The organism is Microbacterium sp. PMB16, from assembly GCF_051294855.1.
GTDB lineage: Bacteria > Actinomycetota > Actinomycetes > Actinomycetales > Microbacteriaceae > Microbacterium.
This window is the reverse complement of the sequence record NZ_CP145908.1, coordinates 553,929-580,151: the sequence shown is the minus strand read 5'-3', so window position 1 is coordinate 580,151 and position 26,223 is coordinate 553,929. Positions and strand designations below refer to the sequence as shown.

Sequence of the window (26,223 nt, the reverse complement as noted above, 5' to 3'; positions counted from 1 at the left end):
ATCCGGGGGGTCAGCTGTTCAGGGCCGCCGACACCACGGCACGGGCCTCGGCCTGCACCTCGGCGAGGTGCTCGGGGCCGCGCAGGCTCTCGGCGTACAGCTTGTAGACGTCTTCGGTGCCCGACGGGCGCGCCGCGAACCAGGCGTGCTCGGTCTGCACCTTGAGCCCGCCGATCGCCGCGCCGTTGCCTGGTGCGTGCGAGAGCTTCGCGGTGATGTCCTCGCCGGCGAGGGTCGTCGCCGTGACAGCATCCGGGGAGAGCTTGCCGAGCGTCGCCTTCTGCTCCGGCGTCGCCGGCGCATCGACCCGCTGGTAGGCGGACGACCCGAAGGCCTGCTCGAGCTCGGCGTAGCGCTCCGACGGCGTCTTGCCGGTCACCGCGATGATCTCGGCCGCGAGCAGGCACAGCAGGATGCCGTCCTTGTCGGTCGACCAGACCGAACCGTCGTGACGGAGGAACGACGCTCCCGCCGACTCCTCGCCGCCGAATGCGACAGAGCCGTCGAGCAGCCCGGGAACGAACCACTTGAACCCGACCGGCACCTCCAGCAGGCGGCGACCCAGCGACTCGGCGACGCGGTCGATGATCATCGACGACACGAGGGTCTTGCCGATCGCGGCGTCGCGCGGCCACGACTCCCGGTGCGAGAACAGGTAGTCGATCGCCACCGCCAGGTAGTGGTTCGGGTTCATCAGCCCGGCATCCGGGGTGACGATGCCGTGCCGGTCGGCATCGGCGTCATTCCCGGTGAGCACGTCATAGTCGCCCTTCTTGGCCACCAGCGACGCCATCGCCGAGGGGGAGGACGGGTCCATCCGGATCTTCTCGTCCCAGTCCAGCGTCATGAAGCGCCAGGTCGGATCGACCTCCGGGTTGACGACGGTGAGGTCGAGATCGTGGACCTCGGCGATCAGCGCCCAGTACTCGACGGATGCTCCGCCGAGGGGGTCTGCGCCGATGCGCACGCCCGCGCGGCGGATGGCGTCGATGTCGATGATCGAGGGGAGGTCGCGCACGTAGGCGTCGCGGAAGTCGTAGCCGGTGATCGCATCCCAGTCGACGTCAGCGAACCGCTCGCGCTTGACGCCCTCGAGTCCGCCCACGATGAGCTCGTTCGCCCGGTCGGCGATCCACCCCGTGGCATCCGTGTCGGCCGGTCCGCCGTGCGGCGGGTTGTACTTGAAGCCGCCGTCGCGGGGCGGGTTGTGCGAGGGCGTCACCACGATGCCGTCGGCGCGGCCCGCGTTGTCCTCGCTCGGGGCGAGGGCCCGGTTGAAGGTGAGGATCGCGTGACTGAGCGCCGGGGTCGGCACCCACGCATCGCGGGAGTCGACGCGCACATCGACGCCGTTCGCGAGCAGCACCTCGATCGCGCTGCGTTCGGCCGGCAGAGAGAGCGCGTGGGTGTCGCGGCCGAGGAACAGCGGGCCGGTGATGCCCTGCGCGTTCCGGTAGTCGACGATCGCCTGCGTGGTGGCGAGGATGTGGGTCTCGTTGAAGCTGTTCGACAGCGAGGAGCCGCGATGACCGCTGGTGCCGAAGGCGACCCGCTCCGCAGCGACCTCCGGGTTCGGCACGCGGTCGTAGTAGGCGGCGATCAGCTCGTCGACGTCGATCAGGTCAGTGTCCTCCGCGGGGAGGCCGGCACGGCTCGTCATTCCCTCAGTCTGCCCCCTGTTCGGTCGGAGTGCACCTCGATGACGAGCATTCCCGTGGTGCGGGCGCCGCGTTACTGTGACTGCGTGATCTATCAGGAGCGCGCGGTGCCGGAAGGGCTCGAGCAGGCGATCTCGCGGCTCTGGTTCCTGGAGACGCCGCGGCAACGGCCCTACGAGAAGATCCTGCCGCTCCCCTTCGTGCACCTGATCGTGAACCTGTCGGACCCGTACTCGCTGTACGACCGGGACGGACAGGCGACGGTGGTGTCCGCCGCGTTCCTCTCCGGCATCCAGACGGAGTACCTCGTCATCGAGTCGCCGCCCCTCATCCGTCATGTCGGAGTCGAGCTCAGGCCGGAGGGGCTGGCGGCCCTCACGCCCGCCCACGGCGCACAGGTCGCGCACCGGGTGCAGGACGTGTCAGCCGTGGTGCCGGGAATCGACGGTCTCGTCGCCGACCTGCGCGGTGCGGAATCGCCGGATGCCGCGCTCACGGTCTTGAGCGACTTCGTGGTCGGGCGCGCCGCCGGCTGGCAGCCCGACGCCGTCGTGCAGCAGGCGCTCATCGCTCTCCGCGACGAGCCGGAGCGGCTCATCGGCGACCTCGCGCGCGCAGCCGGGGTCTCGCACCGCACGCTCATCACGCGGTTCCGCGGCGCCACCGGACTGACTCCCAAGGAGTTCGCACAGGTCGACCGGTTCCATCGCTTCCTGGCAGCGGCGATGGCGGATGCTGCGCCCGACGCGGTCGCCGCACCCGATTGGGCGGCCCTGGTCGGAGCATCCGACTACTACGACCAGCCGCACGTCATCCGCGCGTTCCGACGCTTCTGCGGGTGGACGCCGACCGAGTACCACCGGCGCATCGCCGAGTTCGGGCCGGACGCCGCTCACTTCGTCCCGCTCGACGAGGTGCCGGCGGCCGCAGATCAGGCGCGGTCGTAAGCGTCGCGCAGCCAGCCGAGCAACTCGGCATCCACTTCCTCCACCGAGGTGACGTCCACCCGGTGCGTGCACATCCCGGACGCGCTGCGCAGGCGCTCCGTCGGCGCGACGTCGCGGAGGTTGATGCCGACGCTGATCCGCGCGGCGCTGGGTGCCTCGACGAGGGCGAACTGCTTGTGGCGGCGCAGCGAGACGCCGGTCTTCTTCGGCGACACCTCGACGTCGTCGCCCAATGCGGATGCCGCGGCGACGAGGCTCTCGTACACGGGCCGCAGCCCGGCCTTGCGACCTTCGTACTGCGCGTCGACGAGGCCCTCCGCCGTCACGGTCTCACCCTGCGAGCGATGCAGCTTCACGATGAGGTTCGCGAAGCCGTGCGTCACGCCGTGCTCGCTCTTCAAGAACGCGACCGCGGCTCCGTGGCCGTCGATCGCCGCGGCATCCAGCGTGGCGAACCACGCGGGGAGCTCCCGCCCGGTCTTGGCGGGGAGATTGTCGATCATCGTCTGCGTCGCGGCATCCACGTCCATGCCCGCAGAATACGCGCCCGGTCGGATCGAGGATTGTACGGAATTGACGGCCGTCCGCGCTCCGTGACTCGGCGCGGACGGGCACCGACCGACGGGGATAAGGTGAGACGCGTGACTGAACGCCGCACCTACAGCTATCTCGGCCCTGCCGGCACCTTCACGGAGGCGGCTCTCGACCAGGTCGCCGAGGCCAGGGGGCAGATCTGGCGTGCGGTGCACAACGTGGGTGAGGCGCTCGCCGACGTGCTCGAGGGGCGCAGCGACGCGGCGATGATCGCGATCGAGAACTCGATCGAGGGCGGCGTCTCCACGACGCAGGATGCCCTCGCGACCCTGCCAGGGCTGCGGATCATCGGCGAGTACCTGGTGCGGGTGAACTTCGTGCTCGTCGCGCCGCGCGGCACCACGCTCGACGAGGTGCAGGTCATCGCAGCGCATCCGGTCGCGTACGCGCAGTGCCACGGCTGGCTCGGCGCGCACGTGCCCTCCCACTCGCACGTGCCGGCGGCGAGCAATGTGGCGTCGGCGATCGGCGTGCTCGACGGCACCCTCCCCGCGCAGGCCGCGATCGCGCCGCCCGGGATCGTGAAGCACTACGACGTCGAGGTGCTGGCGGAGGACATCGGCGACAACGCCCAGGCCGTGACCCGTTTCGTGCTGGTCACCCGCACGACCGCCCCGCCCGCACCGACCGGTGCCGACAAGACGTCGCTGATCGTCGAACTGCCGCACGACCACCCGGGTTCGCTGCTGGAGATGCTCGAGCAGTTCTCCACCCGCGGCATCAACCTGTCGCTCATCGAATCGCGACCGATCGGCGACGAACTCGGTCGCTACCGGTTCGTGATCGACGCCGACGGCCACATCGAGCACGAGCGGATGGCTGACGCGCTGCTCGGCATCCGCCGGTTCAGCCCGCGCGTCGCCTTCCTCGGGTCGTACCCGCGCGCCGATCGGCAGATCGTGCAGTACCCCGACCGCTACTCCGACGACATCTTCGTCGAGGCGCGGGACTGGCTGCGCGGCATCCTCTCCGGCGAACCGGACGAGTAGCCCGCCGCCGGCCCGGCCGGCCGCCGGCCGGCCGGCCGCCGGCGCCGGGCTGGATCACAAATGCCGGTGGGAGCCTCGATTCCGCGGCATTTCTGATCCACGCCGGGTGCCGGCGCGGGGACGAGTGCGACTGCACCGGTGGCGGGAGCTCGCTGATGTCCACAGGTACCGGGCGGACGTCGAGAAGCGGCAGGAGCGACGCCGCTCGCCCTGCGAGCATGCTGGCGTGCGACATCGAATCCAACTCCCCGCGCGCCTCGGTGCGCAGTTCAGCATCCAGCAGGCGTCGTCCCTCGGCATCCGACGCGGAAGAACGGATGCCGCCGACCTCGCGCGCCCTTTCCACGGCGTCCGGTCGGTGTCTCCGCCGGATACTTTCCGCGCCAGGGTCGACTGCTACCTGCCGCGGATGCGACCAGGCCAGCGGTTCGTCGGAAAGAGCGCTGCGCGCCTCTGGGTGCTGCCCTATCCCGGGGAATGGCAGCCCGCGGAAGAACTCGAGATCGCCGTACCCCAGGAGCAGAGCCCTCCGCGGGCGAAGGGCGTCAGGGGGCGGCATCTTCGGGCGACCCGCGCACGGACCTGGCGGGTGCGCGGCGCGCCCGTCGTGGATCCGATCGCTGCGGTGTTCAGCTGCGCGAGCGGGTTGACGGTCGCGCAGCTGGTCGTCCTGCTCGACGCGATCGTCACCGACAGCGTGAACTACCCGGGAATACGCGACGTGCCGCGGCCGCGGTGCACTCTCGACGACGTCGGGGCGCGTCTCGCCGAGTGGGGCCGGTTCCCCGGCAGCTCCAGCGTGCGGAAGGCCTTCGGCTTGGCTCGCGCGGGCGTGGAGTCTCCCAAGGAGACGGAAACTCGGCTGGTGATCCTGGCTGCCGGCCTCCCGGAGCCCGCGGTGCAGTTCGAGGTCCGCGACGGCGACGGATCGCGCCTCGTTGCGCGGATCGACCTGGCATACCCCCACTGGCGAATCGCGATCGAGTACGAGGGCGACGGCCACCGCACCGACAAGGACCAGTGGCGGAGAGACATCGCCCGTCAACGCGAACTCGAGGAGCGGGGCTGGATCGTGATCCGCCTGACGCAGCAGGACCTCGTCGAGACGGAGCCGTTCCTCCGCCGCATCCGCACCGCCATCGCCGAGCGCGCGGTCCGGTGATGCTGGATCACAAATGCCGCTGCCGCACCGACTTCAGCGGCATTTCTGATCCACCATGCGCCCGGAGCCCGCCCGCGGGGGCGGGCGCGGGCTCAGTGCTCTTGGAAGCGGGGCCAGGCGCTGCCCGGCGACATGTGCGAGTGCAGCGCGCCCTTGGCCGAGGCGAGGTTCGGGTAGGTGCCGGTCACGGCATCCGAACCCGCCATCGTGACGACGTAGCCGTCCTCGTCGTGGCGGATGCTGCCGGCCACTCCGTTCGGGCCGTAGGCGACCCAGAGGGCGAGCGTCTTGGTGGTGCTCATCATCGAACTCCTTCCACTGCGTGACACGGCGGGCTGCCCCACCGGTGACTCTGATCGCGACGCTACGCCTGGTGCGCGCGGAAAGACAGGCCTTGACAGCGGCCGATCGGGCGCGTCGGCTCAGATCGCCGTCACGCTCACCAGTGCGCGCTTGAACTCGGGCATCGCCGAGATCGGGTCGAGCCGATCGTCGGTCAGCAGGTTCACGCTCTCGGCATCCGGATAGTGGAAGGGCAGGAACACGGTGTCGGGGCGGATGTCGCGGGTCAGCTCGGCGCGGGCCCTGACGCTGCCGCGGTCGTTCTCGATGCGGATGCCGTCGCCCTCGCCGATGCCGTGCCCTCGTGCCGTGGCCGGATGCAGCTGCGCGATGAGTGCGGGGCGCTTCGCGGTGAGCTCGGCGACCCGGCGCGTCTGCGTGCCGCTCTGATACTGCTCGAGCAGCCGACCGGTGACGAGCGTGAGCCGCCCGGCATCCGCCGCTTCGTGCTCCTCCACCCGCACGGCGACCAGTCGGGCGCGACCGTCGGGATGCGCGAAGCGATCGGCGAACAGTCGGGGCGTGCCGAGACTGCCGACCGGGAAGGGCCAGTGCGCCTCGACGCCGAGGTCGAGCAGCGCGTGGCTGAGACCGGAGTAATCGGCGAGACCGCCGGCGGACGCCCGCGCGAGTTCGTCGAAGACCTCGGTCGGTTCGAGACTCCACACGCCGGGAGCGTCGAGGCGGCGGGCGAGCTCCGCCATGATCCAGAGCTCGCTGCGTGCGCCGACCGGAGGCTCGGTGGCCCGTCGCCGCCGGAGCACCCGCCCCTCCAGGTTGGTCATCGTCCCCTCCTCTTCCGCCCACTGCAGGACGGGGAGGACGACGTCGGCCATCCGCGCGGTCTCGGAGAGGAAGAAGTCCGACACCACCAGCAGGTCCAGGCGGCCGAGCGCCTCGCGCACGGTCGCGACGTTCGGCGCCGAGACGACGACGTTCGAGCCGTGCACGAGCAGTGCCCGTACCCCGTCGGGCAATCCTGCGCCCTGCAGCAGCTCCACGGCCGGCACGCCGGGACCGGGGATGTCGTCGGGGTCGACGCCCCAGACCGCGGCGACGTGTGCGCGCGCTGCGGGGTCGGTGATCTTGCGGTAGCCCGGCAGCTGGTCGGCCTTCTGGCCGTGCTCGCGCCCGCCCTGGCCGTTGCCCTGCCCCGTGAGCGTTCCGTATCCCGAGCCCGGCGTGCCGGGCAGCCCGAGCAGCAGAGCGAGGTTGATCGCCGCGGTCGCGGTGTCGGTGCCGTCGACGTGCTGCTCGACGCCGCGGCCGGTGAGGATGTACGCCGAGTCGGAGCGCGCGAGTCGGCGCGCGAGATCCCGGATGCTGCTCGCAGGCACCCCCGTCACGGTCGCGGCCCGCTCGGGCCACCAGGCAGCGACCGACTGGCGCAGGGCATCGAACCCCGAGGTGCGCTGTGCCACGTACCCCGCGTCGTAGAGCTGCTCGGTGATCACCACGTGGATGGTCGACAGCAGGAGCGCCAGGTCGGCACCGGGGACCGGCTGGAGATGGATGCCGCCGCCGTCGGCGCAGAGCCGCGCCGTCGAGCTGCGCCGCGGATCCACGACGATGAGACCGCCGCGCGCCCGCGCTCCCTGCAGATGGGATACGAACGGCGGCATGGTGTCGCCCACGTTCGAGCCGAGCATCAGGATCGTCTCTGCGGTGTCGAGATCCGTCAGCGGGAACGGGAGTCCGCGGTCGATCCCGAACGCGCGATTCGCCGCCGCCGCGGCCGACGACATGCAGAAGCGTCCGTTGTAGTCGATCCGCGAGGTGCCGAGCGCGATGCGGGCGAACTTGCCCAGCTGGTACGCCTTCTCGTTCGTCAGGCCGCCCCCGCCGAACACCCCGATCGCGTCGCGTCCGCTCTCGGCGGCGATCTCCCGGATGCGTGCCGCCAGCAGGTCGAGCGTCTCATCCCACTCCGCGGGGTGCAGTTCGCCGTCGTCGCCGCGCACCAGGGGCGTGGTCAGCCTGCCGCGGTCGCCGAGGAGTTCGGCCGAGGTCCAGCCCTTCTTGCACAGCCCGCCGCGGTTGGTCGGGAAGTCGCGGCCGGAGACGCTGACCGGGAGCGATCCGTCGACCGTCGGGGTGAGCGTCATCGCACACTGCAGCGCGCAGTACGGGCAGTGCGTGTCGGTCATGCCGCCGCCCCCGAGTGTGCGTGCACGAGCTCGGCGATGCGTGCCCGGCATCCGCCGCATCCCGTCCCGGCGCGCGTGCATCCGCCCACCTCGGCGACCGTGGCGCAGCCGTCGTCGATGGCGTCCTCCACCTGGCCGATCGTCACGTCGTTGCAGATGCACAGCGTGGCGTCACGACCACCGGCAGGCTCGACCTCGTCGGGATCGTCGAGGCGCAGCAGCAGCGACCTGTCGGCGGGCAGCTCACCGCCGCGCAGATAGAGCACGCTGAGCTCGGCTGCGGCCCGGGGCATTCCGACAGCGACGAATCCGGTCAGGACCCCGTTGCGGGTCGCCATCTTGACGTAGGTGCCGTGCTCGGGATCTGCCCAGACCGCGATCCCCGGCGCGTCCTCGCCTACGGGCACCGGGGCGAACGGGTCGGCGGAGACATCACCGGCCGACACGAGGTCGACGAGTTCGCCCTTCAGTACCACGACGCCCGGCTGTTCCTCGCGGAAGGATGCCGTATCGGCATCGTCGAGTTCCGCGCGGATCTGCGCGGCCAGCCACGCGGCCTGGCGCCATCCGGGGCCGACGAGGCCGTTGGGCCCGCCGGGAACGTGCTTCTCGTGCAGGTGCCGCGTCGGATCGGCGATGTGCGCGCAGTCGCCGATGGCGTGGATGCGGGGGTCGGTCCATGAACGCAGGGTGCTGTCGACGAGCACGCCGTTCCCGACGCGGAGCCCGGCGCCCTCGGCGAGCTCGGTCCGCGCCCGCACGCCGCAGGAGAGCACGAGCAGATCGCCTTCGATGTGCTTCGCATCGGCGCTCACCAACGCGCGGAAGAGGCGTTCGCCGTGATCGTCCTCGCGCACGATCACCGCTTCGGCGCGGGTGTGCGGCACCAGCACGACGCCGGCCGACGCGAGAGCGGATGCCAGGACGGATGCCGAACCGCGGTCGAGCTGACGCGGCATCGGGATCGGACCGAAATGCGCCACCGCCGGGGTCGCTCCGGCGTCGGCGAGCAGCATGGCCAGCTCGATGCCGAGGACGCCCGCGCCGAGCACGACGACCCGGCCGCCCTGTTCCACGACGCGGCGCACCTGCTCGGCATCCGAAAGATCGCGCAGCACGCAGACGCCGGTGGTGAGGCGGGTGTCGAGGCCGGTCGCGTCCGGGCCCAGCGCGTGCAGGCCGTCGAGCGTCGGGATGATCGGCCGCGCACCGGTCGCGAGCACGAGGCGGTCGTAGCCGACCGACGATCCGTCGTCGAGCACCACCTGCTGCGCTTCGCGATCGATCCGCTCCGCACGCGCGCCCTGGCGCAGGTCGACGCCGGGCAGGCCGCCGGCGGTGACGAGGATGAGTTCGGATGCCGCGACCTCGCCCACGGCGTACTCGCCGATCAGCACGCGGTTGTACGGGTCGGCCGTCTCGGCGCCCACCACCGTCACGGCGACGCGGTTCTCCGCGACGAGTGGCAGGAGCTCCTCTGCGAAGCGGATGCCGACGGGCCCCGCGCCGACGACGACGATCCGGAGGGTCATCAGATCCGGTGCCCGGCCAGGGACGTGCGCGGGACCGCGTAGACGAGGACCGTGATGAGCAGCAGCACGACGTACGCGCCGACGAAGCCGGCGAACGCCGGGGCGTAGGAGTCGGTGGCGTTCTTCGCGGTGGCCAGCACCTGCGGGATGACGAATCCGCCGTAGGCGCCGATGGCGGAGATCAGGCCGAGCGCCGCGGCTCCCTTGCGCTGGGTGCTCACGGTCAGCGGGTCGCCCGCCGTGGCCGCACCGCGGGCGGCGAACACGTTCGGGATCATCCGGTAGGTGGATCCGTTGCCGAGGCCGGCGGCGATGAACAGCAGCAGGAAGCATCCGAGGAACACCGCGAAGTTGTCGCTCTCGAGCGTCAACAGGAGGGAGAGCGCCCCGGCGATCATCAGGCCGAACGCGGCGATCGTCATCCGTGCCCCGCCGAAGCGGTCGGCGAGCTTGCCGCCATAGGGGCGGGCGAGCGATCCGACGAGCGCGCCGAGGAAAGCGAGTGTGAGCGACACGCTGCCGATCTGGAAGGTCGAGAACTCCGGGAACGTGTCGGCGATCAGTTTGGGGAAGACGCTCGAGAAGCCGATGAACGACCCGAAGGTGCCGATGTAGAGCAGCGACAGCACCCACAGGTGCGGTTCGCGGAGGGCGGCGGCGGTACCCGCGAAGTCGGCCTTCGCCGAGGACAGGTTGTCCATGTACCGCCATGCGCCCCAGGCGGCGAGGAGGATGAGCGGGATCCACATCCAGCCGGCGAACGAGAGGTTGAACGTCAGCGCGGCGGTGAGCGAGACGACGATGGGTACGGCGAGCTGGGCGACCGCGGTGCCGAGGTTGCCGCCGGCTGCGTTGAGGCCCAGCGCCCATCCCTTCTCCTTCTGCGGGAAGAAGTAGGTGATGTTCGACATCGAGCTGGCGAAGTTGCCACCGCCGAAGCCGGCCAGAGCCGCGACGAGCAGCATGAGGCCGAAGGGCGTCTCGGGGTTCTGCGCCACGATGCCGAGCAGGACGGCCGGGATCAGCAGCAGCAGGGCGGACACGATGGTCCAGTTGCGGCCGCCGAACCGCGCGACGAGGAACGTGTACGGGAACCGGAGCGTCGCGCCGACGAGGCTCGGCAGCGAGATCAGCCAGAACGACTCGGTCGTCGAGAGCGTGAAGCCTGCGGCGGGGAGCAGCACGACCACGATGCTCCACAGCTGCCACACGATGAATCCGAGGAACTCCGCGAAGATCGACCAGCCGAGATTGCGCCGGGCGATGGAGCGGCCTTCGGCGGCCCAGAATGCGGAGTCCTCCGGGTTCCAGCCGTCGATCCAGCGACCATCGCGGCGGGTGAGGGTGGTGGTCGAGACGTCGACCTGGGTGTTTCCGAGCGTCTGAGACATCGCGGCTCCTGCAGTTCGAGAGGAAGGGTGCTCTGAACGTAGGGGGCGCGTATTTCCCGGTCACGCCTCTGCGATGTCGGGAGGATTACTTTTGGTTCACACCGGGGCGGTCACCGATGAGAGATCGGCGCCTGAGGCGCCACCGATCACGACCGATCGTCGGTGCGCCAGGTCGCCGCGAGGTCGCTGATCGCGGCGGATGCGGTCTCTGCGGCATCCGGTGATCCGCCGGCGCGACCGGCCGCAAGGCCGACGAGGAAGGCGCTCAGCGGGGCAGCAGGGCGGGCGACTCCGTGCGCGACGTCACGGGCGAGATCGAGGATCCGTGCCACATCGACGTCTGTCCGATCCAGATCCAGTCGGGCGCAGACCGCGGTCGTCCATTCGTCGAGCGCCTCGACGGGGAGATGCGAGGGCTTGTCGGTCATTTCGTCTCCTGCTCGTCGGGTCGCGCTGATGGTGCGGACTGCGTGCGTGAGGACTGTGCTCGCGTGGACAGTGCTCGTGCTCTCGCGCGCTCCAGATCGTCCCACGTGTCGACGTCGACCGCCAGGTCGCCGCCCGACACGACGTCGAGGCGGAGTCCCGACACGAGAGCGCGGATCGACGCATCCCGGCCGGAGTCGGGGAGTGCGGCGAGGGCGGCGCGGAGGGGCGCGGTGCGATACCGGCCGATGAGCCACTGCACGCGGCCTCCGGGATCGGTGAGGCAGACGCCATCGGCGTCGCGGGACGGATGCTCGCGCAGCAGGGCGACCGCCTCCTCGGCGCGCGGGGTGTCGGCGGACACGATGCACACCTCGTCGGAGCCGATGAGTGCAAGCCCGGCGGCGATCGCGGCGACGGGTCCACCGAACGCCGGCGTCTCCCGCGTCCACACGATGCGCGAGCCTGCACGGCCGGCGTCCACCGCAGCCCTCGGTCCGACGACGACGATCGATTCGCACCAGGAGACCGCCCGCACTGCGCGGTCGAGCAGGGTCGAGCCCCCGACCGCCAGCTGCGGCTTGTCGACTCCGCCCAGGCGGGACGCGCGGCCGCCGGCGAGGACGATCGCCGCGGCATCCGCTCGATCCGTCATGTGACCAGCAGCACGTCGACCAGGTCCCCGACCGCGATCGTCGACACGTGCTCTGGTACGACGATGTACGCCTCGGCCTGCCCGAGACCGACCGCGAGGTGCGATCCCGAGCCGCCCGAGGTCGCCGGTCGCACCGACCAGGCGGCCGGGTCGGTGCGATCGACGCGCGCGGGCACGAACTGTTGACGACCCTCCTTCGTGCGCCAGTCCGCGGTGGCGGGCAGGCGGAGCATCGGACGGTGCAGCGGCACGCGCCCCTGGAGCGCCAGGAGAGCGGGTCGGACGAACGCCTCGAACGACACCGCCACGCTCACGGGGTTGCCGGGCAGGCCGAAGACGAGCGCGTCGCCGACGTGTCCGAACGCCTGCGGCTCGCCGGGCTGCATCGCCACCGACACGAAGTCGATGCGGTCGCGCAGCACGCTCTTGACGACCTCGTACGTGCCGGCGCTGACTCCGCCCGACGTGATCACGACATCCGCGCGCAGGTCGTCGACGGCGTGCGAGAGCGCCGCACGGAAGACGGCATCGTCGTCGGTCACCGTCATCACGGAGACGACATCGGCTCCTGCCTCCCGGCACAGGGTCGACAGCAGGAGCGAGTTCGACTCCGGGATCTGTCCGCGCTCGAACGCACCGCCGGGCGGGGCGAGCTCGCTACCGGTCGAGATGACCGCGGCGCGGGGCTTCCGGCGTACGTCGACGCGGTCGACACCGGATGCGGCGAATGCCGCAGCCTGCAGTGCACCGATGACGGTCCCCGCCGGCGCGACCTCTGCGCCGGCCCGCACATCCTCGCCGCGGCGCCGGATGTGGGCGCCCTCGCCGCGACGGCTCGCGGTCACCTCGACGGCGGTCATCGAATCCGCGAATCCGCCGCGGGTGTCCTCGACGGGGACGACTGCGCTCGCCGCGGTCGGGATCGGTGCGCCCGTCATGATCCTGGCGGCTTCGCCGGCTTCGAGAGGCGGATCGACAGGCGAACCCGCCGGGACGTCGGCGACGATGCGCAGGATCACCGGATGCTCGGGGCCGGCGTCCGCGACGTCTTCGTGGTGCACCGCGAAGCCGTCCATCGCGGAGTTGTCGAAAAGCGGTACGTCGACGCGTGCCTGCACGGGAGCCGCGAGAGTCCGTCCGACGGCGTCGACGAGCGCGAGGGTCTCCGCGGGCAGCGCATCGGTGCCCGCGAGGATGATCCCGAGATGCTCCTCGACCGATCGGCGAGCCGCCCCGGTGCGGGCCGAGAGGGGGGAGGGGCGCATGGATTCAGCGTACGCCGGGCGGGTTGTGTCAGTGCGCTCTGCGTCAGAGCTCAGCGTCAGAGCGCTGCGGCAGTGCTCAGTGTCAGTGCTCAGTGTCAGAGCGCTGCGGCGATGAGCTCGAGGGTCTGCGTGCGGCCGGGTGCGGTGTCCTTCGGCTCGGAATCGTAGGATGCCGCGACGGGCGACAGCATGACCTCTTCGACGCCGTACTTCGCGGCGAACGAGCGCACCTCGGCGGCGACCGTTTCACCGGTGCCGACGAACCAGCGCGACCGTGCGGCCTCGGTGACCTGGTCGGTGGCGGCATCCGTCTCGGTGGCCAGCGCCTGCTCCACGGTGTCGAGCGCGACGAGCGGCTGGTTGAGGCGCAGGCGCGCCATCATGCGCAGCTGTGGCAGTGCGCGGGCCTCGGCCTCTTCCGCGGTCGGTGCGGCGACGGCGTTCACGGTCAGGAATGTGCGGGGTTCCGGGTGCTCTTCGCTCGGCTGGTAGCCGGTGCGGTAGAGGTCGAGCGCCCGCTCGAGGCCCTGCCCGGAGAAGTGGTTCGCGAACACGTACGGGAGGCCGTGGGATGCGGCGAGCTGCGCCGAGTAGTCGCTCGATCCGAGCAGCCAGACCTCCGGGGTGCCGGTGGCCGCGGGCGTCGCGCGTACCGTGTACTCGCCGCCCGAGGTGAAGCGCAGCGTCGCGCCGTCGCCGGAGACCAGCGCGGCGATGTCCTGCACGTGCCGGGGGAACTGCTCGACGTCGCTCGACGTGCCCGCCTGGCGCAGCAGCTGCGTGATCACGGGGTCGCTGCCCGGTGCGCGGCCGAGACCGAGGTCGATGCGTCCCGGGGCGATGGCCTCGAGCGCGGCGAACTGCTCGGCGACGATGAGGGGGGCGTGGTTCGGCAGCATCACTCCGCCGGATCCCAGGCGCACCTTCGTGGTGCGCATCGCCGCGGCGGCGATCAGCACCGGGGGAGTGGTCGACGCCACGGCCGGCATGTTGTGATGCTCGGCGAACCAGTAACGGCGGTAGCCGAGGCGGTCGGCAGTCGCGGCGAGATCGAGCGAGGAGGCGATGGCCTCGGCACTGGTCTGGCCGGAGCGCACCGGGACGAGATCGAGGACGGAGAGAGCGATATCGGACATCTCTCGTTGCAACCGGGAGCGCAGGCGGGGCATTCCCGGACGCGGTCCTGTGCGGACGGAACTGCGGTCAGCGCGGCGCTGTCTCTCCTCGGAGGTTCTCGACCTCTTCGCGGTTGACGGCTGCGGCCCGCTCGAGCAGATCCGTCGCGAAGGCGAGCTCCGTGTCGCTGAGGGTGTCGAGATACTCGCCCCACCGTGTCGCGACCCTGCCGTACACATCACCGACGCGCGCGAACACGGCTTCCGGCACGGCCGCGACGAGCACGCGTCGGCGATCGTCGGAGTCGCGCGACCGTGTCACGTATCCGCCGCGTTCCAGACGGTCGATCGCGGCCGTGATGGCTCCGCCCGCGGTGAGGCCCGCGCGCCGGGCGAGCTCTCCCGGTGTGGTCGGGCCCTCGCTCATGAGAAGGCCCACCAGCTGGAGGTCCGTGCCGTTGAGACCGCCGGATCGGGCGACCGCTTCCTGGAACAGCACGGCGCGCGCCATGAACTCCCGCATCGCGGCGCCATGGCGCTCGAGCGCGTCGGATCGGCTTGACGAGTATTCGGCCATCAGATATTCTCTCCAATATAGAGAGACTCTAATTCAGAGACTCTCGACTTCTGTTTCCAGACTAGGGGAGGACGACATGCCCAAAGCGCTCATCATCGGCAGCGGAGTGGCGGGGACGGCCACGGCGCTGTTCCTCGCCCCGCAGGGCTGGGACTGTGCGATCTTTGAGGCGCGGGCGGAGCACGCCTCGGACGGAGGTCTCTTCCTCAACGTCGCGACCAACGGCCTCGCGGTGCTCGAGGAGGTCGGACTGCGGGAGCGCCTCATGGAGGATGCGCACCGCTGCCCGTACATGGAGATGTACAGCGGCCGCGGCGCGCTGCTGGGCGTCGTGCCGAACGGTCCGGCCGGAGACCCCGACCGGGGGAGCGCCGTCGTGCGCCGGGCCTGGCTGAATCAGGTCCTGCGCGACGCCGTGACGGTCGCCGGCATCCCGATCACTCTCGGCGCGCGCCTGCGGGACATCCGCGAGGAGCGGGAGACGGTGACCGCCGTGTTCGCCGACGGCCGGACCGCCCAGGGCGATATCGTCATCGGCGCCGACGGCGTCGGCTCGCCCACGCGACGGTGGATCGACGACCGCGCGCCCGAGCCTGCGTACAGCGGGCTCGTGAGCGTCGGCGGCACGGCCAGGGTCCCCGGACTCGCGCCGACACCGCAGACGCAGCGGATGGTGTTCGGCGCCCGCTCCTTCTTCGGTTACCTGGTGCGCGACGACGGGACGGTGCTCTGGTTCGCCAACACCACCGAGCCCGAGCAGGATCGCGAGAGCTTCCGTCGTGTCCCGGCGGCGACCTGGCTCGAGCGCCTGCGCGAGCTGCACGCGGATGATCCGTCTCCGGTGTCCGAGATCCTCGCGCACGTGGACGGCGAGATCGGTGCCTATCCGCTGTACGACCTGCTGCACGTGCCGCATTGGCAGCGCGGCCGCGTGGTGGCCGTCGGCGATGCCGTGCATGCGACCTCGCCCAGCGCGGGCCAAGGGGCGTCCCTCGCCCTGGAGGATGCCTTCGTCCTCGCCCGCTGCCTGCGCGAGGAACGAGACCACGCCGCCGCGTTCTCGCAGTACCAGTCGCTGCGCCAGCCGCGCGCCGAAGAGGTCGTGCGCTACGCGCGGGCGGTTAACAAGCAGAAGCGCGTGACCCGCTCACGCCTGGGGATCGCCCTGCGCGATGCGATGCTGCCGATGTTCCTGCGCAAAGCCTCATCAGACACCCGCAACAACCACCTGTACCGCGGCGTCGTCGAGGAGGTCGCGCGCTAACCTGGCCCGATGGATGCCGAGATCTTCTACGTCCTCGTCGGAGCCGTCGCGGTGGCGGCGGTCGCGCGATGGCGCGGCTGGCCGGCACCGCTCTTCGTCACGGTCGTGGCGCTCGCGGCATCCTTCCTGCCCTTCGTGCCCGAGGTCGACATCGACGGGCACCTGCTGCTGAACCTGGTGCTGCCTCCGCTGCTCTACTCGGCGGCGCTCGACGTCTCTTTCGTCGGCTTCAAGCGCAGCCTGCCGCAGATCCGACGGCTCGGTGTCACGCTCGTGCTGCTCACGGCCGTCGCGGTCGGGTTCGTGGCGTGGTGGATCTTCCCGTCGCTCACGCTCCCCGGGGCGCTCCTGCTCGGGGCGATCGTCGCCCCGCCGGATGCCGTCTCCGCGGCCGCGATCGGCCGCAAGCTCGGCCTGCCGCGGCGCATCATGACCGTGCTCTCGGGCGAGAGCCTCATCAACGATGCGACCTCGCTGACGCTGTACCGCGTGTTCGCCGTGATCCTGACCGGGACTGCGGTGTCGGTCTGGGACGGGATCGGGCAGTTCCTGCTCGCGGTCGGCGTCGGCGTCGCCGTCGGTCTCGTGTTCGGTATCGTCCTGCACCAACTGCGCATGCGCATCAGCGACCCGGTGGTGATCGGCACCTTCGGGCTGCTGGCGCCCTTCGGCGCCTACGCGATCGCGGAGCATCTGCTCGGCTCCGGCGTGCTCGCCGTCGTCGCGATGGGGCTCTTCGTCGGGTTCAACGCCCCGCGCACCGACTACACGACCCGGCAGCAGGAGAAGCCGCTGTGGCTCTCGGCCGACCTGCTGCTGGAGAGCTTCGTGTTCGCTTACATCGGCCTGCAGTTCCCCCGTGTGCTCCGCGACCTCGGCAGCGAATCGGTGGAGCACATCCTGCTGCTCTCCGGGGCGGTGCTGCTCGTCGTGCTCATCGTGCGTCCGCTGTACATCTATCCGGTGAGCGCCTGGTCGAACTTCCAGGACCGCCGGCGACTCGCCCGCATGGACCGGGGCATCGCGTCCGGCGCGTTCGACAAGCGTCGCGAACAGTCCGGTCGCTGGAGGCAGTACAGCTCCGAGGAGCTGCGATCGCAGATCGTCCGCGATCGGATGGCGGGACTCCAGCTCTCTGCGAAGGACAACGCGGTGATCTCCTGGGCCGGGATGCGCGGCGTCGTGACGCTGGCGACGGCGCTCGCCGCGGCCGACCTCGCCGCCCTCGACGACGAGGCTTCGCATGCGATCGTCGTGGTCGCCTTCATCGTCACGGTCGCGACACTGCTGTTGCAGGGGCTGACGCTGCCCCTTCTCATCAAGCGCCTCGGAATCGCGAGCGACGTCGATCACGCGGAGGACGAGAAGGCGCTGGCGGCGGTGAAGGAGAAGAGCCGCGAGGCCGGCAAGGCGTATCTCGACGAGAAGCGCCTCGAGTGGGAGGCGAAGCACGGGCCGGTCGATATGCCGCTCTTCGATGCGTTCGCGAAGCGCATGACCCGGGTCGGCAAGGACACCGATGAGGCGCAGCAGGTGGAGGTCGCCGCGAGTCGGCCGTCGTACGAGGACCTCGTCGCGCTGTCGCGCGGTTGGCTGCAGGTGCGGCGCGAGATCCTGCTCGCGGAGCGCGACGCCGGCAACCTCGACGAGGAGGTCATGCGCGAGCTCCTCACTGCGATGGATGCCGAGGAGCTCGCCCTCGACACCCGTGGTGCCACCCGCCAGCAAGGGCGCGCATAACGCAGCGCGTACGCAGAAGCGCCCCGCCCTCCGTGGAGGACGAGGCGCTTCGGTGAAGCGAGCTCAGCGAGCGCTGACCGGCTCCTTGTCGGTGGCGGCATCCGCTTCGGGGGCGTCGTCGTCGGAGTCGTCGGCGAACGGAAGGCCCTCGCGCGGCGCGTTGTAGAGCTCCTCGTCGAGGATGCCCTCACGCTTCGCGACGATCGTCGGGACGAGCGCCTGCCCCGCGACGTTCACCGCGGTGCGGCCCATGTCGAGGATCGGGTCGATCGCGAGCAGCAGGCCGACGCCCTCGAGCGGCAGGCCCAGGGTCGACAGCGTCAGTGTGAGCATGACGGTCGCGCCGGTGGTGCCGGCGGTGGCCGCCGAGCCGACGACCGAGACGATCACGATCAGCAGGTACTGCACGAAGTTCAGCTCGATGCCGAAGAACTGGGCGACGAAGATCGCGGCGATCGCCGGGTAGATCGCGGCGCAGCCGTCCATCTTGGTCGTCGCGCCGAACGGCACGGCGAACGAGGCGTACGAGCGGGGCACGCCGAGGTTGCGCTCGGTGACGCGCTCGGTGAGCGGCAGGGTGCCGATCGACGAGCGGCTGACGAAGGCCAGCTGCACGGCCGGCCACACGCCGGAGAAGTACTGCTTGATCGACAGGCCGTGGGTCTTCACCAGGATCGGGTAGACCACGAAGATCACGAGCGCGAGGCCGATGTAGATCGCGGCGGCGAACCAGGCGAGCGAGGCCAGCTTCTCCCAGCCGTACTCGACGACGGCGGCGCCGATCAGGCCGAAGGTGCCGAGCGGTGCGATGCGGATGATCCACCACAGCACGCGCTGGATGACCTTGAGCAGCGACTCGGTGAACGCGAGGAACGGCTCGGCCTTCTTGCCGGCCTTGAGGGCGGCGATGCCCACGGCCGCGGCCACGACGATGACCTGCAGGATGTTGAAGCTGATGCTCGAGGTGGCGCTGCCGGTCTCGAGGTCGACCTGCGTGCTCGCGCCGATGCCGAGGAAGTTCTGCGGGATGAGTCCGAGAAGGAAGTTCCACCAGGTGCCGACCGTGTACGGCTCGCCGGGCGTGAGACCGTCGCCGGCCTTGGAGCCCGGCTGGATGACCAGTCCGAGCACGATGCCGATGCTGACCGCGATCAGCGCGGTGATCGCGAACCACAGCAGGGTCTGGCCTGCGAGGCGCGCGGCGTTCTGCACGCGGCGCAGGTTCGAGATGCTCGCGACGATGGCCGTGAAGATCAGCGGCACGACGGCGGCGCGCAGCAGCGTCACGTACGAGCTGCCGATCGTGTCGAGCGTCGCGGACAGTCCGTTCGGGCTCTCCGATGTCGCGCCGAGCTGACGGGCGATCAGGCCGGCGGCGATGCCGAGGACGAGGGCGGCGAGGATCTGGAAGCCGAACGAGGTCAGCAGCTTCCGGACCGGACCGCGGGTGTCAGGCGCCTTCTGGGCGCGTGCGGTGGTGCTCATGGTGTGTGGGGAACTCCAGGAATCGCGGCGAGCCGAGTGCGCGCCATAACGCCTAACGCTAGGAGCGCCGCTTCATTCCCCGGGTCGATATGACGAAGGATGACGGATGCTGCCGCGCGGTCACTCGGCGGCGAAGCACTCCTTCTGCTTGTCCTGGAGGATCTTGGTGGTCATCGCCTCGTCCTCTTTCTTCGGCTTGTCCTCCCCGTCAGCAATGGACGCCAGCGTCTCGTCGCTCACGTCGGAATCGACGAGCGCTTCAGCGAAGCAGAGGGCGACGGGGTCTGTCACGAGGTCATGCTGCGGGAGATCTTCGTAGATCTCCTGGATGCCGTCGGCAACGTCGTCGGCGGACGGACGGCTCGGACCACCGCACGCGGCGAACGAGAGCATGAGCGCCGCTATGGGCAGCGCCAGGAGGAGGCGGGCGGGCATTCGGAGATTGTGTTCGTTCACCTTCATGTGGCAACGCTATCGGCGACGGCACGTGGGCAGAAGGGGGGTGTGTGGACGTCGTTTCCCTGTCGGGACGACGGATCTTCTGCGACGATGTCCTCATGTTCATCGTGACCACGAACGACGTGCCCGGTTATCGCATCACGCAGGTCCTCGGCGAGGTCATGGGCCTCACCGTGCGGTCGACCGACTTCGGGCAGGGCTTCGCCGCAGGCTTCCGCTCGCTCGGCGGTGGCGAGATCCCCGAGTACACCCAGGTCATGTACGAAGCCCGTCAGGTCGTCATGGCGCGGATGTGGGCGGAGGCGCAGCAGCGCGGCGCGAACGCGGTCGTGGCGATGCGCTTCGACACCGGCTCCATCGGCAACTTCAGCGAGGTCTGCGGGTACGGCACTGCAGTCGTCGTGGAGCCGCTCGGCGCAGCATCCGCCCCTCCCGCATCTGCGCCTCCCGCATCTGCGCCTCCGACTCCGCCGCCCGCCTGAGGTTCACGTCGCCGACGTTCGCACCTCTGACGCCGGATCGAACCACTGGAGCTGAGGAAATCGCCCGAAGCCACGATCGCGGGTGGCGAGGCGAGCGCCGTTCGTCAGGCACAGGGCGGCGATGTACGCATCGGGAACCAGATTGCCGCGGATTCCCGCATCATCCGCCGCGAGGGCGCCGAGCCGATCCCAGGCGGGTGCTCCCGCCGTCACCCACTGGGTGCGTGGCGCCGCGAGCAGGCTGCGCGTGAACGACATCGCGGCCTCGATGGGGGCGGGCGCGGTGGTGATGCGTGGATGCGTGACGATGCGGAGGAACCCACTGAGGATCGTGTCAGAGACGCCGATCGGCTCCCGAGCGATCGCGTCGTTGAGCCAGGTTGCGTAGGCGTGGTGCTCGGGAGCGTCGGCGCGGAACGCGTAGACGAGAACGTTGACGTCGGGAACGATCACCGCGCCGGGACCTCGTCGAGCGCCTCCCACAGCGCATCGCGGTCATCGATATCGACCAGGAAGCGCGACGTGCTCGGATCGCCGAAAGTCGGAAGCGGATGTGCCGGGCCGGCTTCGCGCTCTTCGCCAGGCGATCACGCAGAGCCTCTTCGATGAAGCTCGTCAGGGTCTGCCCTTCGGACGCGGCTCGGAGTTTCGCCTCCGCCGCGAGGGCATCCGACAGGTTCAACGTGGTGCGCATGCATATCAGCATACGCCGGGGTGCAGACATCTGCCTCCGCACCTGCAGGTCATCAATGGGGAGCCAGCACCAGCAGCTCGCCGACCTCGCACCCGAGCGCATCGCAGATCGCTCGCAGCGTGGAGTAGCGGATCGCCCGCGCGCGGTCGTTCTTCAGCACCGACAGGTTCACGATGCTCACCCCGACCAGTCCGCTCAACTCGGTCAGGGTCATGTCGCGTTCGGCGAGCAGCTCGTCGAGACGGCAGTGGATGCCGGTGAACTCCTCGTCGTTCTCGGCCGGGCTCACACCAGGCCCTCCGTGTCCTTCTGCAGCCGCGCCGTCTCCTGTGCGAGTTGCTCGCGCTCCTGCTGGAGGCGGGATCCCTCGCGGAAGACCGCGGCGAGGGCGACGAGCGCCAGGGCGCCGACGAACGGCAGCGGCGTGACGGTCAGCTGGAAGCCCCCGGGATACCACTCGCTTCCGGGCTCGAAGACCTCGCGGAGTCCCGCAGTGGCCGCGATCGAACCGAGGAGGTCGGATGCCACCCCGAGCACCAGCACGGCGACCGCGCCACCGGTGAGGGCGCGGGTGACGATGCGCGAGAACGTGGCACCGCGCAGTGTCTGGAAGCAGATGATCGCCAGGATCAATGCGGGCATGATCGTCAGCGCTCCTGTCGTGAGCTGCGCAGCGGCGGAGAGGAGCCGCAGCCCGAGTGAGGCATTTCCGACCGTGAAGTCGGTGAGCGCATTTCCGCCGCAGGTCAGCATCGTGCTCCCACTGTCGCCGAACTCGGAGCAGGGGAGGTCGGCGGGCCACGCCGTCCAGACGTTGGTCGCGCCGTGGAACTCGGCGAAGTCCACGCTGAAGGCCTTGATGATGATGATGAGTGCGGATCCGACGGCGGCCAGCATCACCCACCACCCGGAGATGGCGAGGGCGGCATCGAGCGCGATCGTTCGGCTGCCCTTCTTCTTGCCGCGCCACGCCACGATGCCGACGATGACGGCGATCACCGCGAGAGCGATGCCGATGTAGCCGAGCGAGGGCCAGACCTCATCCGAACCGAAACTGATCATCAGACGAGCCCCTCTGTCTCGCGCTGCAGCTTGTCGCCGATGACGAATGCCGTCCCGATGACCGACAGGATGAACGCCGCGAGGATGAAGGTGAACGGCTCGACGGTGATCATCGCGTTCCGCACGGCGTTGTCCGTGAGGGCGGAGACCGTGGCGTTGGCGAGCATGTTGTCGAAGAAGCGCACCGCTGCGAAGCCGATGAGTCCGGTGGCCCCGGCGGTCATCGCGAGCGCAGTGTTGCGCCGGTTGAAGATGCGGCCGTTGAGCGTGCTCCGGGCCAGCAGGATCAGGCATCCGACGACGACGATGATGGTGATGATCTGGATGACCTGCGCGATGATGCCCGGCACCGCCGCGATCATCGGCAGCTGAGGCGCGGTCATGGTCGCCTGATCGAGACCGAGCGTGATCGTCTCGCCTCCGGCACCGAACGGCGCCTCCACTTCAGTGCCCGGGTATTCGACGAGCACCGGCACGTCGACGCCCCGGGCTAACTCGATGATGCGGAGCACGGAGAAGACGGTGAAGGATGCCGCGATGGCGGCGCCCGCGATGCAGAAGGCGATGAGTGCGCCGGCGTCGCCGCGGGACAGCGTGCGTTGCTTCGTGACGTTCATGGATCGCTCCTTATCGATAGTCGTTATTAGCGATAAACGTTAACATAACGACTGTCGATAACTCCGTCAACCCTCTCCACGGGAGCGGGGATGGTGGGGCCGCCGCGAAGGGAGGGCGGGCCGGGCCGTCACGCCCACGGCGAACACGGGCATACGTCGCCCGAGCGGTGGTTACTCTCGATGTACAAGCGCAGATCGCCGTCATTGACGTAGCGCTTCGCCCCAGTGCGAATAAGGAGTCACAGCATGTTCGAGAGATTCACGGACCGAGCCCGTCGAGTGGTCGTCCTCGCCCAAGAAGAGGCGAAGATGCTCAACCACAACTACATCGGCACCGAGCACATCCTGCTCGGCCTCATCCACGAGGGCGAGGGTGTCGCAGCCAAGGCGCTGGAGTCACTCGGCATCTCCCTCGACGCCGTGCGCGAGCAGGTGCAGGACATCATCGGCCAGGGTCAGCAGCAGCCGACCGGCCACATCCCCTTCACCCCGCGTGCCAAGAAGGTGCTCGAGCTCAGCCTCCGCGAGGCCCTGCAGCTCGGCCACAACTACATCGGTACCGAGCACATCCTCCTCGGCCTCATCCGCGAGGGGGAGGGCGTCGCCGCTCAGGTGCTCGTCAAGCTCGGCGCCGACCTGAACAAGGTCCGCCAGCAGGTCATCCAGCTGCTCTCCGGCGCCCCGGGCCGCGAGCCCGCCGCTGTCGGCGCGCAGTCGAACGACACCCCGAGCGCGCAGGGCGGCTCGCAGGTGCTCGACCAGTTCGGTCGCAACCTCACGCAGGCCGCGCGCGACAACAAGCTCGACCCGGTCATCGGGCGCGAGAAGGAGGCGGAGCGGGTCATGCAGATCCTCTCCCGCCGTTCCAAGAACAACCCGGTCCTGATCGGTGAGCCCGGCGTCGGCAAGACCGCCGTCGTCGAGGGCCTCGCTCAGGCGATCGTCAAGGGCGATGTCCCCGAGACGCTGAAGGACAAGCAGCTCTACTCGCTCGACCTCGGCTCGCTCATCGCCGGCTCCCGCTACCGCGGAGACTTCGAGGAGCGCCTCAAGAAGGTCACCAAGGAGATCCGCACGCGCGGCGACATCATCGTCTTCATCGACGAGATCCACACCCTCGTGGGTGCGGGTGCTGCCGAGGGGGCGATCGACGCCGCCAGCATCCTGAAGCCGCTCCTCGCCCGTGGAGAGCTCCAGACGATCGGCGCGACCACGCTCGACGAGTACCGCAAGCACTTCGAGAAGGATGCTGCGCTCGAGCGCCGCTTCCAGCCGGTGCAGGTGAACGAGCCGACGCTGCCGCACACGATCAACATCCTCAAGGGTCTCCGCGACCGCTACGAGGCGCACCACAAGGTGCAGATCACCGACGGTGCGATCGTGGCCGCGGCGAACCTCGCCGACCGCTACGTCTCCGACCGGTTCCTTCCGGACAAGGCCATCGACCTGATCGATGAGGCCGGCGCACGCCTGCGCCTCAGCATCCTGTCGAGCCCGCCCGAGCTGCGCGAGTTCGACGAGAAGATCGCCAAGGTGCGCGAGCAGAAGGAAGTCGCCTCCGAGGAGCAGGACTTCGAGCGCGCAGCATCCCTCCGTGACGAGGAGAAGAGCCTGCTCGCCGAGCGTCTCCGCCTCGAGAAGCAGTGGCGTGCGGGCGACGTCGCGACCTCCGCGGTCGTCGACGAGGGTCTGATCGCCGAGGTCCTGGCTCAGGCCACCGGCATCCCGGTGTTCAAGCTCACGGAGGAGGAGTCCTCGCGGCTCGTCTTCATGGAGAAGGCCCTGCACCAGCGCGTCATCGGTCAGGAGGAGGCGATCGCCGCTCTCTCGAAGACCATTCGTCGTCAGCGCGCAGGCCTCAAGGACCCGAAGCGTCCCTCGGGCTCGTTCATATTCGCCGGCCCCACGGGTGTCGGAAAGACCGAGCTCGCCAAGGCGCTCGCCGAGTTCCTGTTCGACGACGAAGCGGCGCTGATCTCCCTCGACATGAGCGAGTTCGGTGAGAAGCACACCGTCTCGCGTCTGTTCGGTGCCCCTCCCGGATTCGTCGGATTCGAAGAGGGCGGACAGCTCACCGAGAAGGTACGCCGCAAGCCGTTCAGCGTGGTGCTCTTCGACGAGATCGAGAAGGCCCACCCCGACATCTTCAACTCGCTGCTGCAGATCCTCGAAGAGGGTCGGCTCACCGACGGCCAGGGTCGGATCGTGGACTTCAAGAACACGGTCATCATCATGACCACCAACCTCGGCGCGCGTGACATCGCCGGCGGTCCGGTGGGCTTCCAGATCGAGGGCAACGACTCGAACAGCTACGACCGGATGAAGGGCAAGGTGAACGAAGAGCTCAAGCGGCACTTCAAGCCCGAGTTCCTCAACCGTGTCGATGACATCATCGTGTTCCCGCAGCTGTCGAAGCTGGAGCTGGTGCAGATCGTCGATCTGTTCACCAAGCGCCTCGGCGAGCGTCTGCTGGACCGCGACATGACGATCGAGCTGTCTCAGGCCGCCAAGGAGCGTCTCATCGAGATCGGCTTCGACCCGGCTCTCGGCGCCCGTCCGCTGCGTCGCGCGATGCAGCACGAGGTCGAGGACCGTCTGTCGGAGAAGATCCTGCACGGCGAGCTCAACTCGGGCGACCACGTCAAGGTCGATGCGAAGGACGGGGAGTTCCTGTTCGAGCACGGCCCGCGCGGCGAGAAGGTCGCCGTCGGCGTGAACACCGCCGGCGCCGGCATCTCGGGCACTCCCGACCTGGCGGTCGCCAGCGGCGAGTAAACCTTCCTGACCCTGCGGTTCCTGAGCGAGCGCAGCGAGACGAAGGGCAGTACCGAATCATGGAAAGGGGCGGATGCCACGGCATCCGCCCCTTTCCTGTCCCCCCGCCCGCCCGCCGTGCACAACTTCGGAGTTCGCGGGCGACACGCCGCCGAGGAGCCCGCGCGCCCGGCGCGTCGCCCGCCGGCTCCGCAGTCGTGCACGCACGGGCCGAGACGTTCCCAGCCGCCGGGTTCTAGGCTGGTGCTGTGAGTGAGTACATCGTCCGTCCGGCGCGGAGCGCCGACATCGTCGGCATCCGCAACCTGCTGCAGCCCCTCGTGGAGCAGCGCATCCTGCTGGGCAAGGACCTCGCGGTGCTCTACGGCGCGGTGCAGGAGTTCGTCGTGGCCGAGGCCGACGGAGAGCTGATCGGATGCGGCGCACTGCACGTGATCTGGGAGGACCTGGGCGAGGTGCGCACGCTCCTCGTGCGCGAGGACTGGCTGCACCACGGCGTCGGACGCGGCATCGTCGACCACCTCGAGGCGACCGCTCTCGCACTCGGACTGAGCCGGCTGTTCTGCCTCACATTCGAGGTCGAGTTCTTCGGCCGCCGCGGGTACACCCCGATCGGCGAGCAGGTCGTCGACCCCGACGTGTACTCGCAGCTGCTGCGCAGCGGTGACGCCGGTGTCGAGGAGTTCCTCGACCTCGCGCACGTGAAGCCCAACACGCTCGGCAACACCCGCATGCTCAAGGTGCTCTGACCCGACGCGGCATCCATCCCGGGTGATCCATCGTTTCGTCCATGTTCTTCCCTGTTCAGGCCATAGGGTGCGCCGCTCCCCGGCGATAGCTTCGTC

25 protein-coding genes are annotated in these 26,223 nt (G+C 69.6%); 8 read left to right on the top strand and 17 right to left on the bottom strand.

The features are described from left to right. Positions 1-10: 10 nt before the first annotated feature. Positions 11-1,660 carry a phosphoglucomutase (alpha-D-glucose-1,6-bisphosphate-dependent) gene (pgm, locus tag V5D55_RS02905; RefSeq protein WP_435747484.1) on the bottom strand — a complete coding sequence of 550 codons (1,650 nt, stop codon included), beginning with the start codon at positions 1,658-1,660 and terminating at the stop codon, positions 11-13. 84 nt (positions 1,661-1,744) lie between these two features. Between pgm and V5D55_RS02900 the strand changes: the two genes are divergently transcribed. Continuing rightward, positions 1,745-2,605 (top strand): DUF6597 domain-containing transcriptional factor, encoded by an 861-nt coding sequence (locus tag V5D55_RS02900; RefSeq protein WP_435747482.1) that lies wholly within the window; start codon positions 1,745-1,747, stop codon positions 2,603-2,605. Here the strand turns inward: V5D55_RS02900 and V5D55_RS02895 are convergent. Then, the gene (locus tag V5D55_RS02895) at positions 2,590-3,135 is read right to left on the bottom strand and encodes a DUF4287 domain-containing protein (RefSeq protein WP_435747480.1); all 546 of its coding nucleotides are present in this window, start codon (positions 3,133-3,135) and stop codon (positions 2,590-2,592) included. The genes V5D55_RS02900 and V5D55_RS02895 overlap by 16 nt on opposite strands. A gap of 102 nt (positions 3,136-3,237) precedes the next feature. Between V5D55_RS02895 and pheA the strand changes: the two genes are divergently transcribed. Beyond that, positions 3,238-4,188: a prephenate dehydratase gene (pheA, locus tag V5D55_RS02890; RefSeq protein WP_435747478.1), complete on the top strand. Its 951-nt coding sequence runs from the start codon at positions 3,238-3,240 to the stop codon at positions 4,186-4,188. A gap of 226 nt (positions 4,189-4,414) precedes the next feature. After that, the gene (locus V5D55_RS02885; RefSeq protein WP_435747476.1) at positions 4,415-5,350 is read left to right on the top strand and encodes an endonuclease domain-containing protein; all 936 of its coding nucleotides are present in this window, start codon (positions 4,415-4,417) and stop codon (positions 5,348-5,350) included. Positions 5,351-5,442: 92 nt separating this feature from the next. On the opposite strand, the gene V5D55_RS02880 is transcribed toward V5D55_RS02885, so the two are convergent. The 9 genes from V5D55_RS02880 to V5D55_RS02840 all read right to left on the bottom strand — a co-directional run bounded on the left by V5D55_RS02880 (position 5,443) and on the right by V5D55_RS02840 (position 14,800). Then, positions 5,443-5,652, bottom strand: a complete 210-nt coding sequence (locus V5D55_RS02880) for a methyltransferase (protein WP_435747474.1) — start codon at positions 5,650-5,652, stop codon at positions 5,443-5,445. A gap of 120 nt (positions 5,653-5,772) precedes the next feature. Then, positions 5,773-7,839: a molybdopterin oxidoreductase family protein gene (locus V5D55_RS02875; protein WP_435747472.1), complete on the bottom strand. Its 2,067-nt coding sequence runs from the start codon at positions 7,837-7,839 to the stop codon at positions 5,773-5,775. Next, positions 7,836-9,371 carry an FAD-dependent oxidoreductase gene (locus tag V5D55_RS02870; RefSeq protein WP_435747470.1) on the bottom strand — a complete coding sequence of 512 codons (1,536 nt, stop codon included), beginning with the start codon at positions 9,369-9,371 and terminating at the stop codon, positions 7,836-7,838. Before V5D55_RS02870 ends, V5D55_RS02875 begins: the two co-directional genes overlap by 4 nt. Beyond that, positions 9,371-10,762, bottom strand: a complete 1,392-nt coding sequence (locus tag V5D55_RS02865) for an MFS transporter (protein ID WP_435747468.1) — start codon at positions 10,760-10,762, stop codon at positions 9,371-9,373. Before V5D55_RS02865 ends, V5D55_RS02870 begins: the two co-directional genes overlap by 1 nt. A gap of 146 nt (positions 10,763-10,908) precedes the next feature. Next, positions 10,909-11,190: a DUF6457 domain-containing protein gene (locus V5D55_RS02860; RefSeq protein ID WP_435747466.1), complete on the bottom strand. Its 282-nt coding sequence runs from the start codon at positions 11,188-11,190 to the stop codon at positions 10,909-10,911. Continuing rightward, a complete protein-coding gene (gene mobA / locus V5D55_RS02855; protein WP_435747464.1) occupies positions 11,187-11,843 on the bottom strand; it encodes a molybdenum cofactor guanylyltransferase in 657 nt (218 codons plus the stop codon). Before mobA ends, V5D55_RS02860 begins: the two co-directional genes overlap by 4 nt. Beyond that, the gene (locus V5D55_RS02850) at positions 11,840-13,108 is read right to left on the bottom strand and encodes a molybdopterin molybdotransferase MoeA (RefSeq protein WP_435747462.1); all 1,269 of its coding nucleotides are present in this window, start codon (positions 13,106-13,108) and stop codon (positions 11,840-11,842) included. Before V5D55_RS02850 ends, mobA begins: the two co-directional genes overlap by 4 nt. Positions 13,109-13,203: 95 nt before the next feature. Beyond that, positions 13,204-14,244 carry an LLM class flavin-dependent oxidoreductase gene (locus V5D55_RS02845; RefSeq protein ID WP_435747460.1) on the bottom strand — a complete coding sequence of 347 codons (1,041 nt, stop codon included), beginning with the start codon at positions 14,242-14,244 and terminating at the stop codon, positions 13,204-13,206. A 67-nt stretch (positions 14,245-14,311) separates the two neighbouring features. Next, entirely contained in the window at positions 14,312-14,800 is a 489-nt protein-coding gene (locus V5D55_RS02840) for a MarR family winged helix-turn-helix transcriptional regulator (protein WP_435747458.1), read from the bottom strand. A gap of 76 nt (positions 14,801-14,876) precedes the next feature. On the opposite strand from V5D55_RS02840, the gene V5D55_RS02835 reads away from it, so the two are divergent. Then, positions 14,877-16,064, top strand: a complete 1,188-nt coding sequence (locus tag V5D55_RS02835; protein ID WP_435747456.1) for an FAD-dependent oxidoreductase — start codon at positions 14,877-14,879, stop codon at positions 16,062-16,064. A gap of 9 nt (positions 16,065-16,073) precedes the next feature. After that, complete coding sequence (locus tag V5D55_RS02830; protein WP_435747454.1) at positions 16,074-17,804, top strand: cation:proton antiporter; 1,731 nt, start codon at positions 16,074-16,076, stop codon at positions 17,802-17,804. Between the two features lie 63 nt (positions 17,805-17,867). Here V5D55_RS02830 and V5D55_RS02825 read toward each other — a convergent pair whose 3' ends face one another. Together V5D55_RS02825 and V5D55_RS02820 are read right to left on the bottom strand one after the other, a co-directional pair. Then, positions 17,868-19,289 carry a dicarboxylate/amino acid:cation symporter gene (locus V5D55_RS02825; RefSeq protein WP_435747452.1) on the bottom strand — a complete coding sequence of 474 codons (1,422 nt, stop codon included), beginning with the start codon at positions 19,287-19,289 and terminating at the stop codon, positions 17,868-17,870. Between the two features lie 120 nt (positions 19,290-19,409). Further along, on the bottom strand, positions 19,410-19,724 hold the full coding sequence (locus V5D55_RS02820; RefSeq protein ID WP_435747450.1) for a hypothetical protein: 315 nt from the start codon (positions 19,722-19,724) through the stop codon (positions 19,410-19,412). Between the two features lie 122 nt (positions 19,725-19,846). On the opposite strand from V5D55_RS02820, the gene V5D55_RS02815 reads away from it, so the two are divergent. Continuing rightward, positions 19,847-20,230 carry a YbjQ family protein gene (locus V5D55_RS02815; protein WP_435747448.1) on the top strand — a complete coding sequence of 128 codons (384 nt, stop codon included), beginning with the start codon at positions 19,847-19,849 and terminating at the stop codon, positions 20,228-20,230. 3 nt (positions 20,231-20,233) lie between these two features. Here V5D55_RS02815 and V5D55_RS02810 read toward each other — a convergent pair whose 3' ends face one another. The 4 genes from V5D55_RS02810 to V5D55_RS02795 form a co-directional block, all read right to left on the bottom strand. Next, positions 20,234-20,683, bottom strand: a complete 450-nt coding sequence (locus V5D55_RS02810) for a TA system VapC family ribonuclease toxin (RefSeq protein WP_435747446.1) — start codon at positions 20,681-20,683, stop codon at positions 20,234-20,236. A 293-nt stretch (positions 20,684-20,976) separates the two neighbouring features. Beyond that, positions 20,977-21,213 carry a helix-turn-helix domain-containing protein gene (locus tag V5D55_RS02805; RefSeq protein WP_435747444.1) on the bottom strand — a complete coding sequence of 79 codons (237 nt, stop codon included), beginning with the start codon at positions 21,211-21,213 and terminating at the stop codon, positions 20,977-20,979. Then, positions 21,210-21,986 (bottom strand): hypothetical protein, encoded by a 777-nt coding sequence (locus tag V5D55_RS02800; protein WP_435747442.1) that lies wholly within the window; start codon positions 21,984-21,986, stop codon positions 21,210-21,212. Before V5D55_RS02800 ends, V5D55_RS02805 begins: the two co-directional genes overlap by 4 nt. Beyond that, positions 21,986-22,603 carry a hypothetical protein gene (locus V5D55_RS02795; protein ID WP_435747440.1) on the bottom strand — a complete coding sequence of 206 codons (618 nt, stop codon included), beginning with the start codon at positions 22,601-22,603 and terminating at the stop codon, positions 21,986-21,988. The genes V5D55_RS02800 and V5D55_RS02795 overlap by 1 nt, the downstream gene beginning before the upstream one ends. Positions 22,604-22,849: 246 nt before the next feature. On the opposite strand from V5D55_RS02795, the gene V5D55_RS02790 reads away from it, so the two are divergent. After that, positions 22,850-25,378, top strand: coding sequence for an ATP-dependent Clp protease ATP-binding subunit (locus V5D55_RS02790; RefSeq protein ID WP_435747438.1), 2,529 nt, complete (start codon positions 22,850-22,852; stop codon positions 25,376-25,378). A gap of 248 nt (positions 25,379-25,626) precedes the next feature. Then, entirely contained in the window at positions 25,627-26,127 is a 501-nt protein-coding gene (locus tag V5D55_RS02785; protein ID WP_435747436.1) for an amino-acid N-acetyltransferase, read from the top strand. Positions 26,128-26,223: the final 96 nt, after the last annotated feature.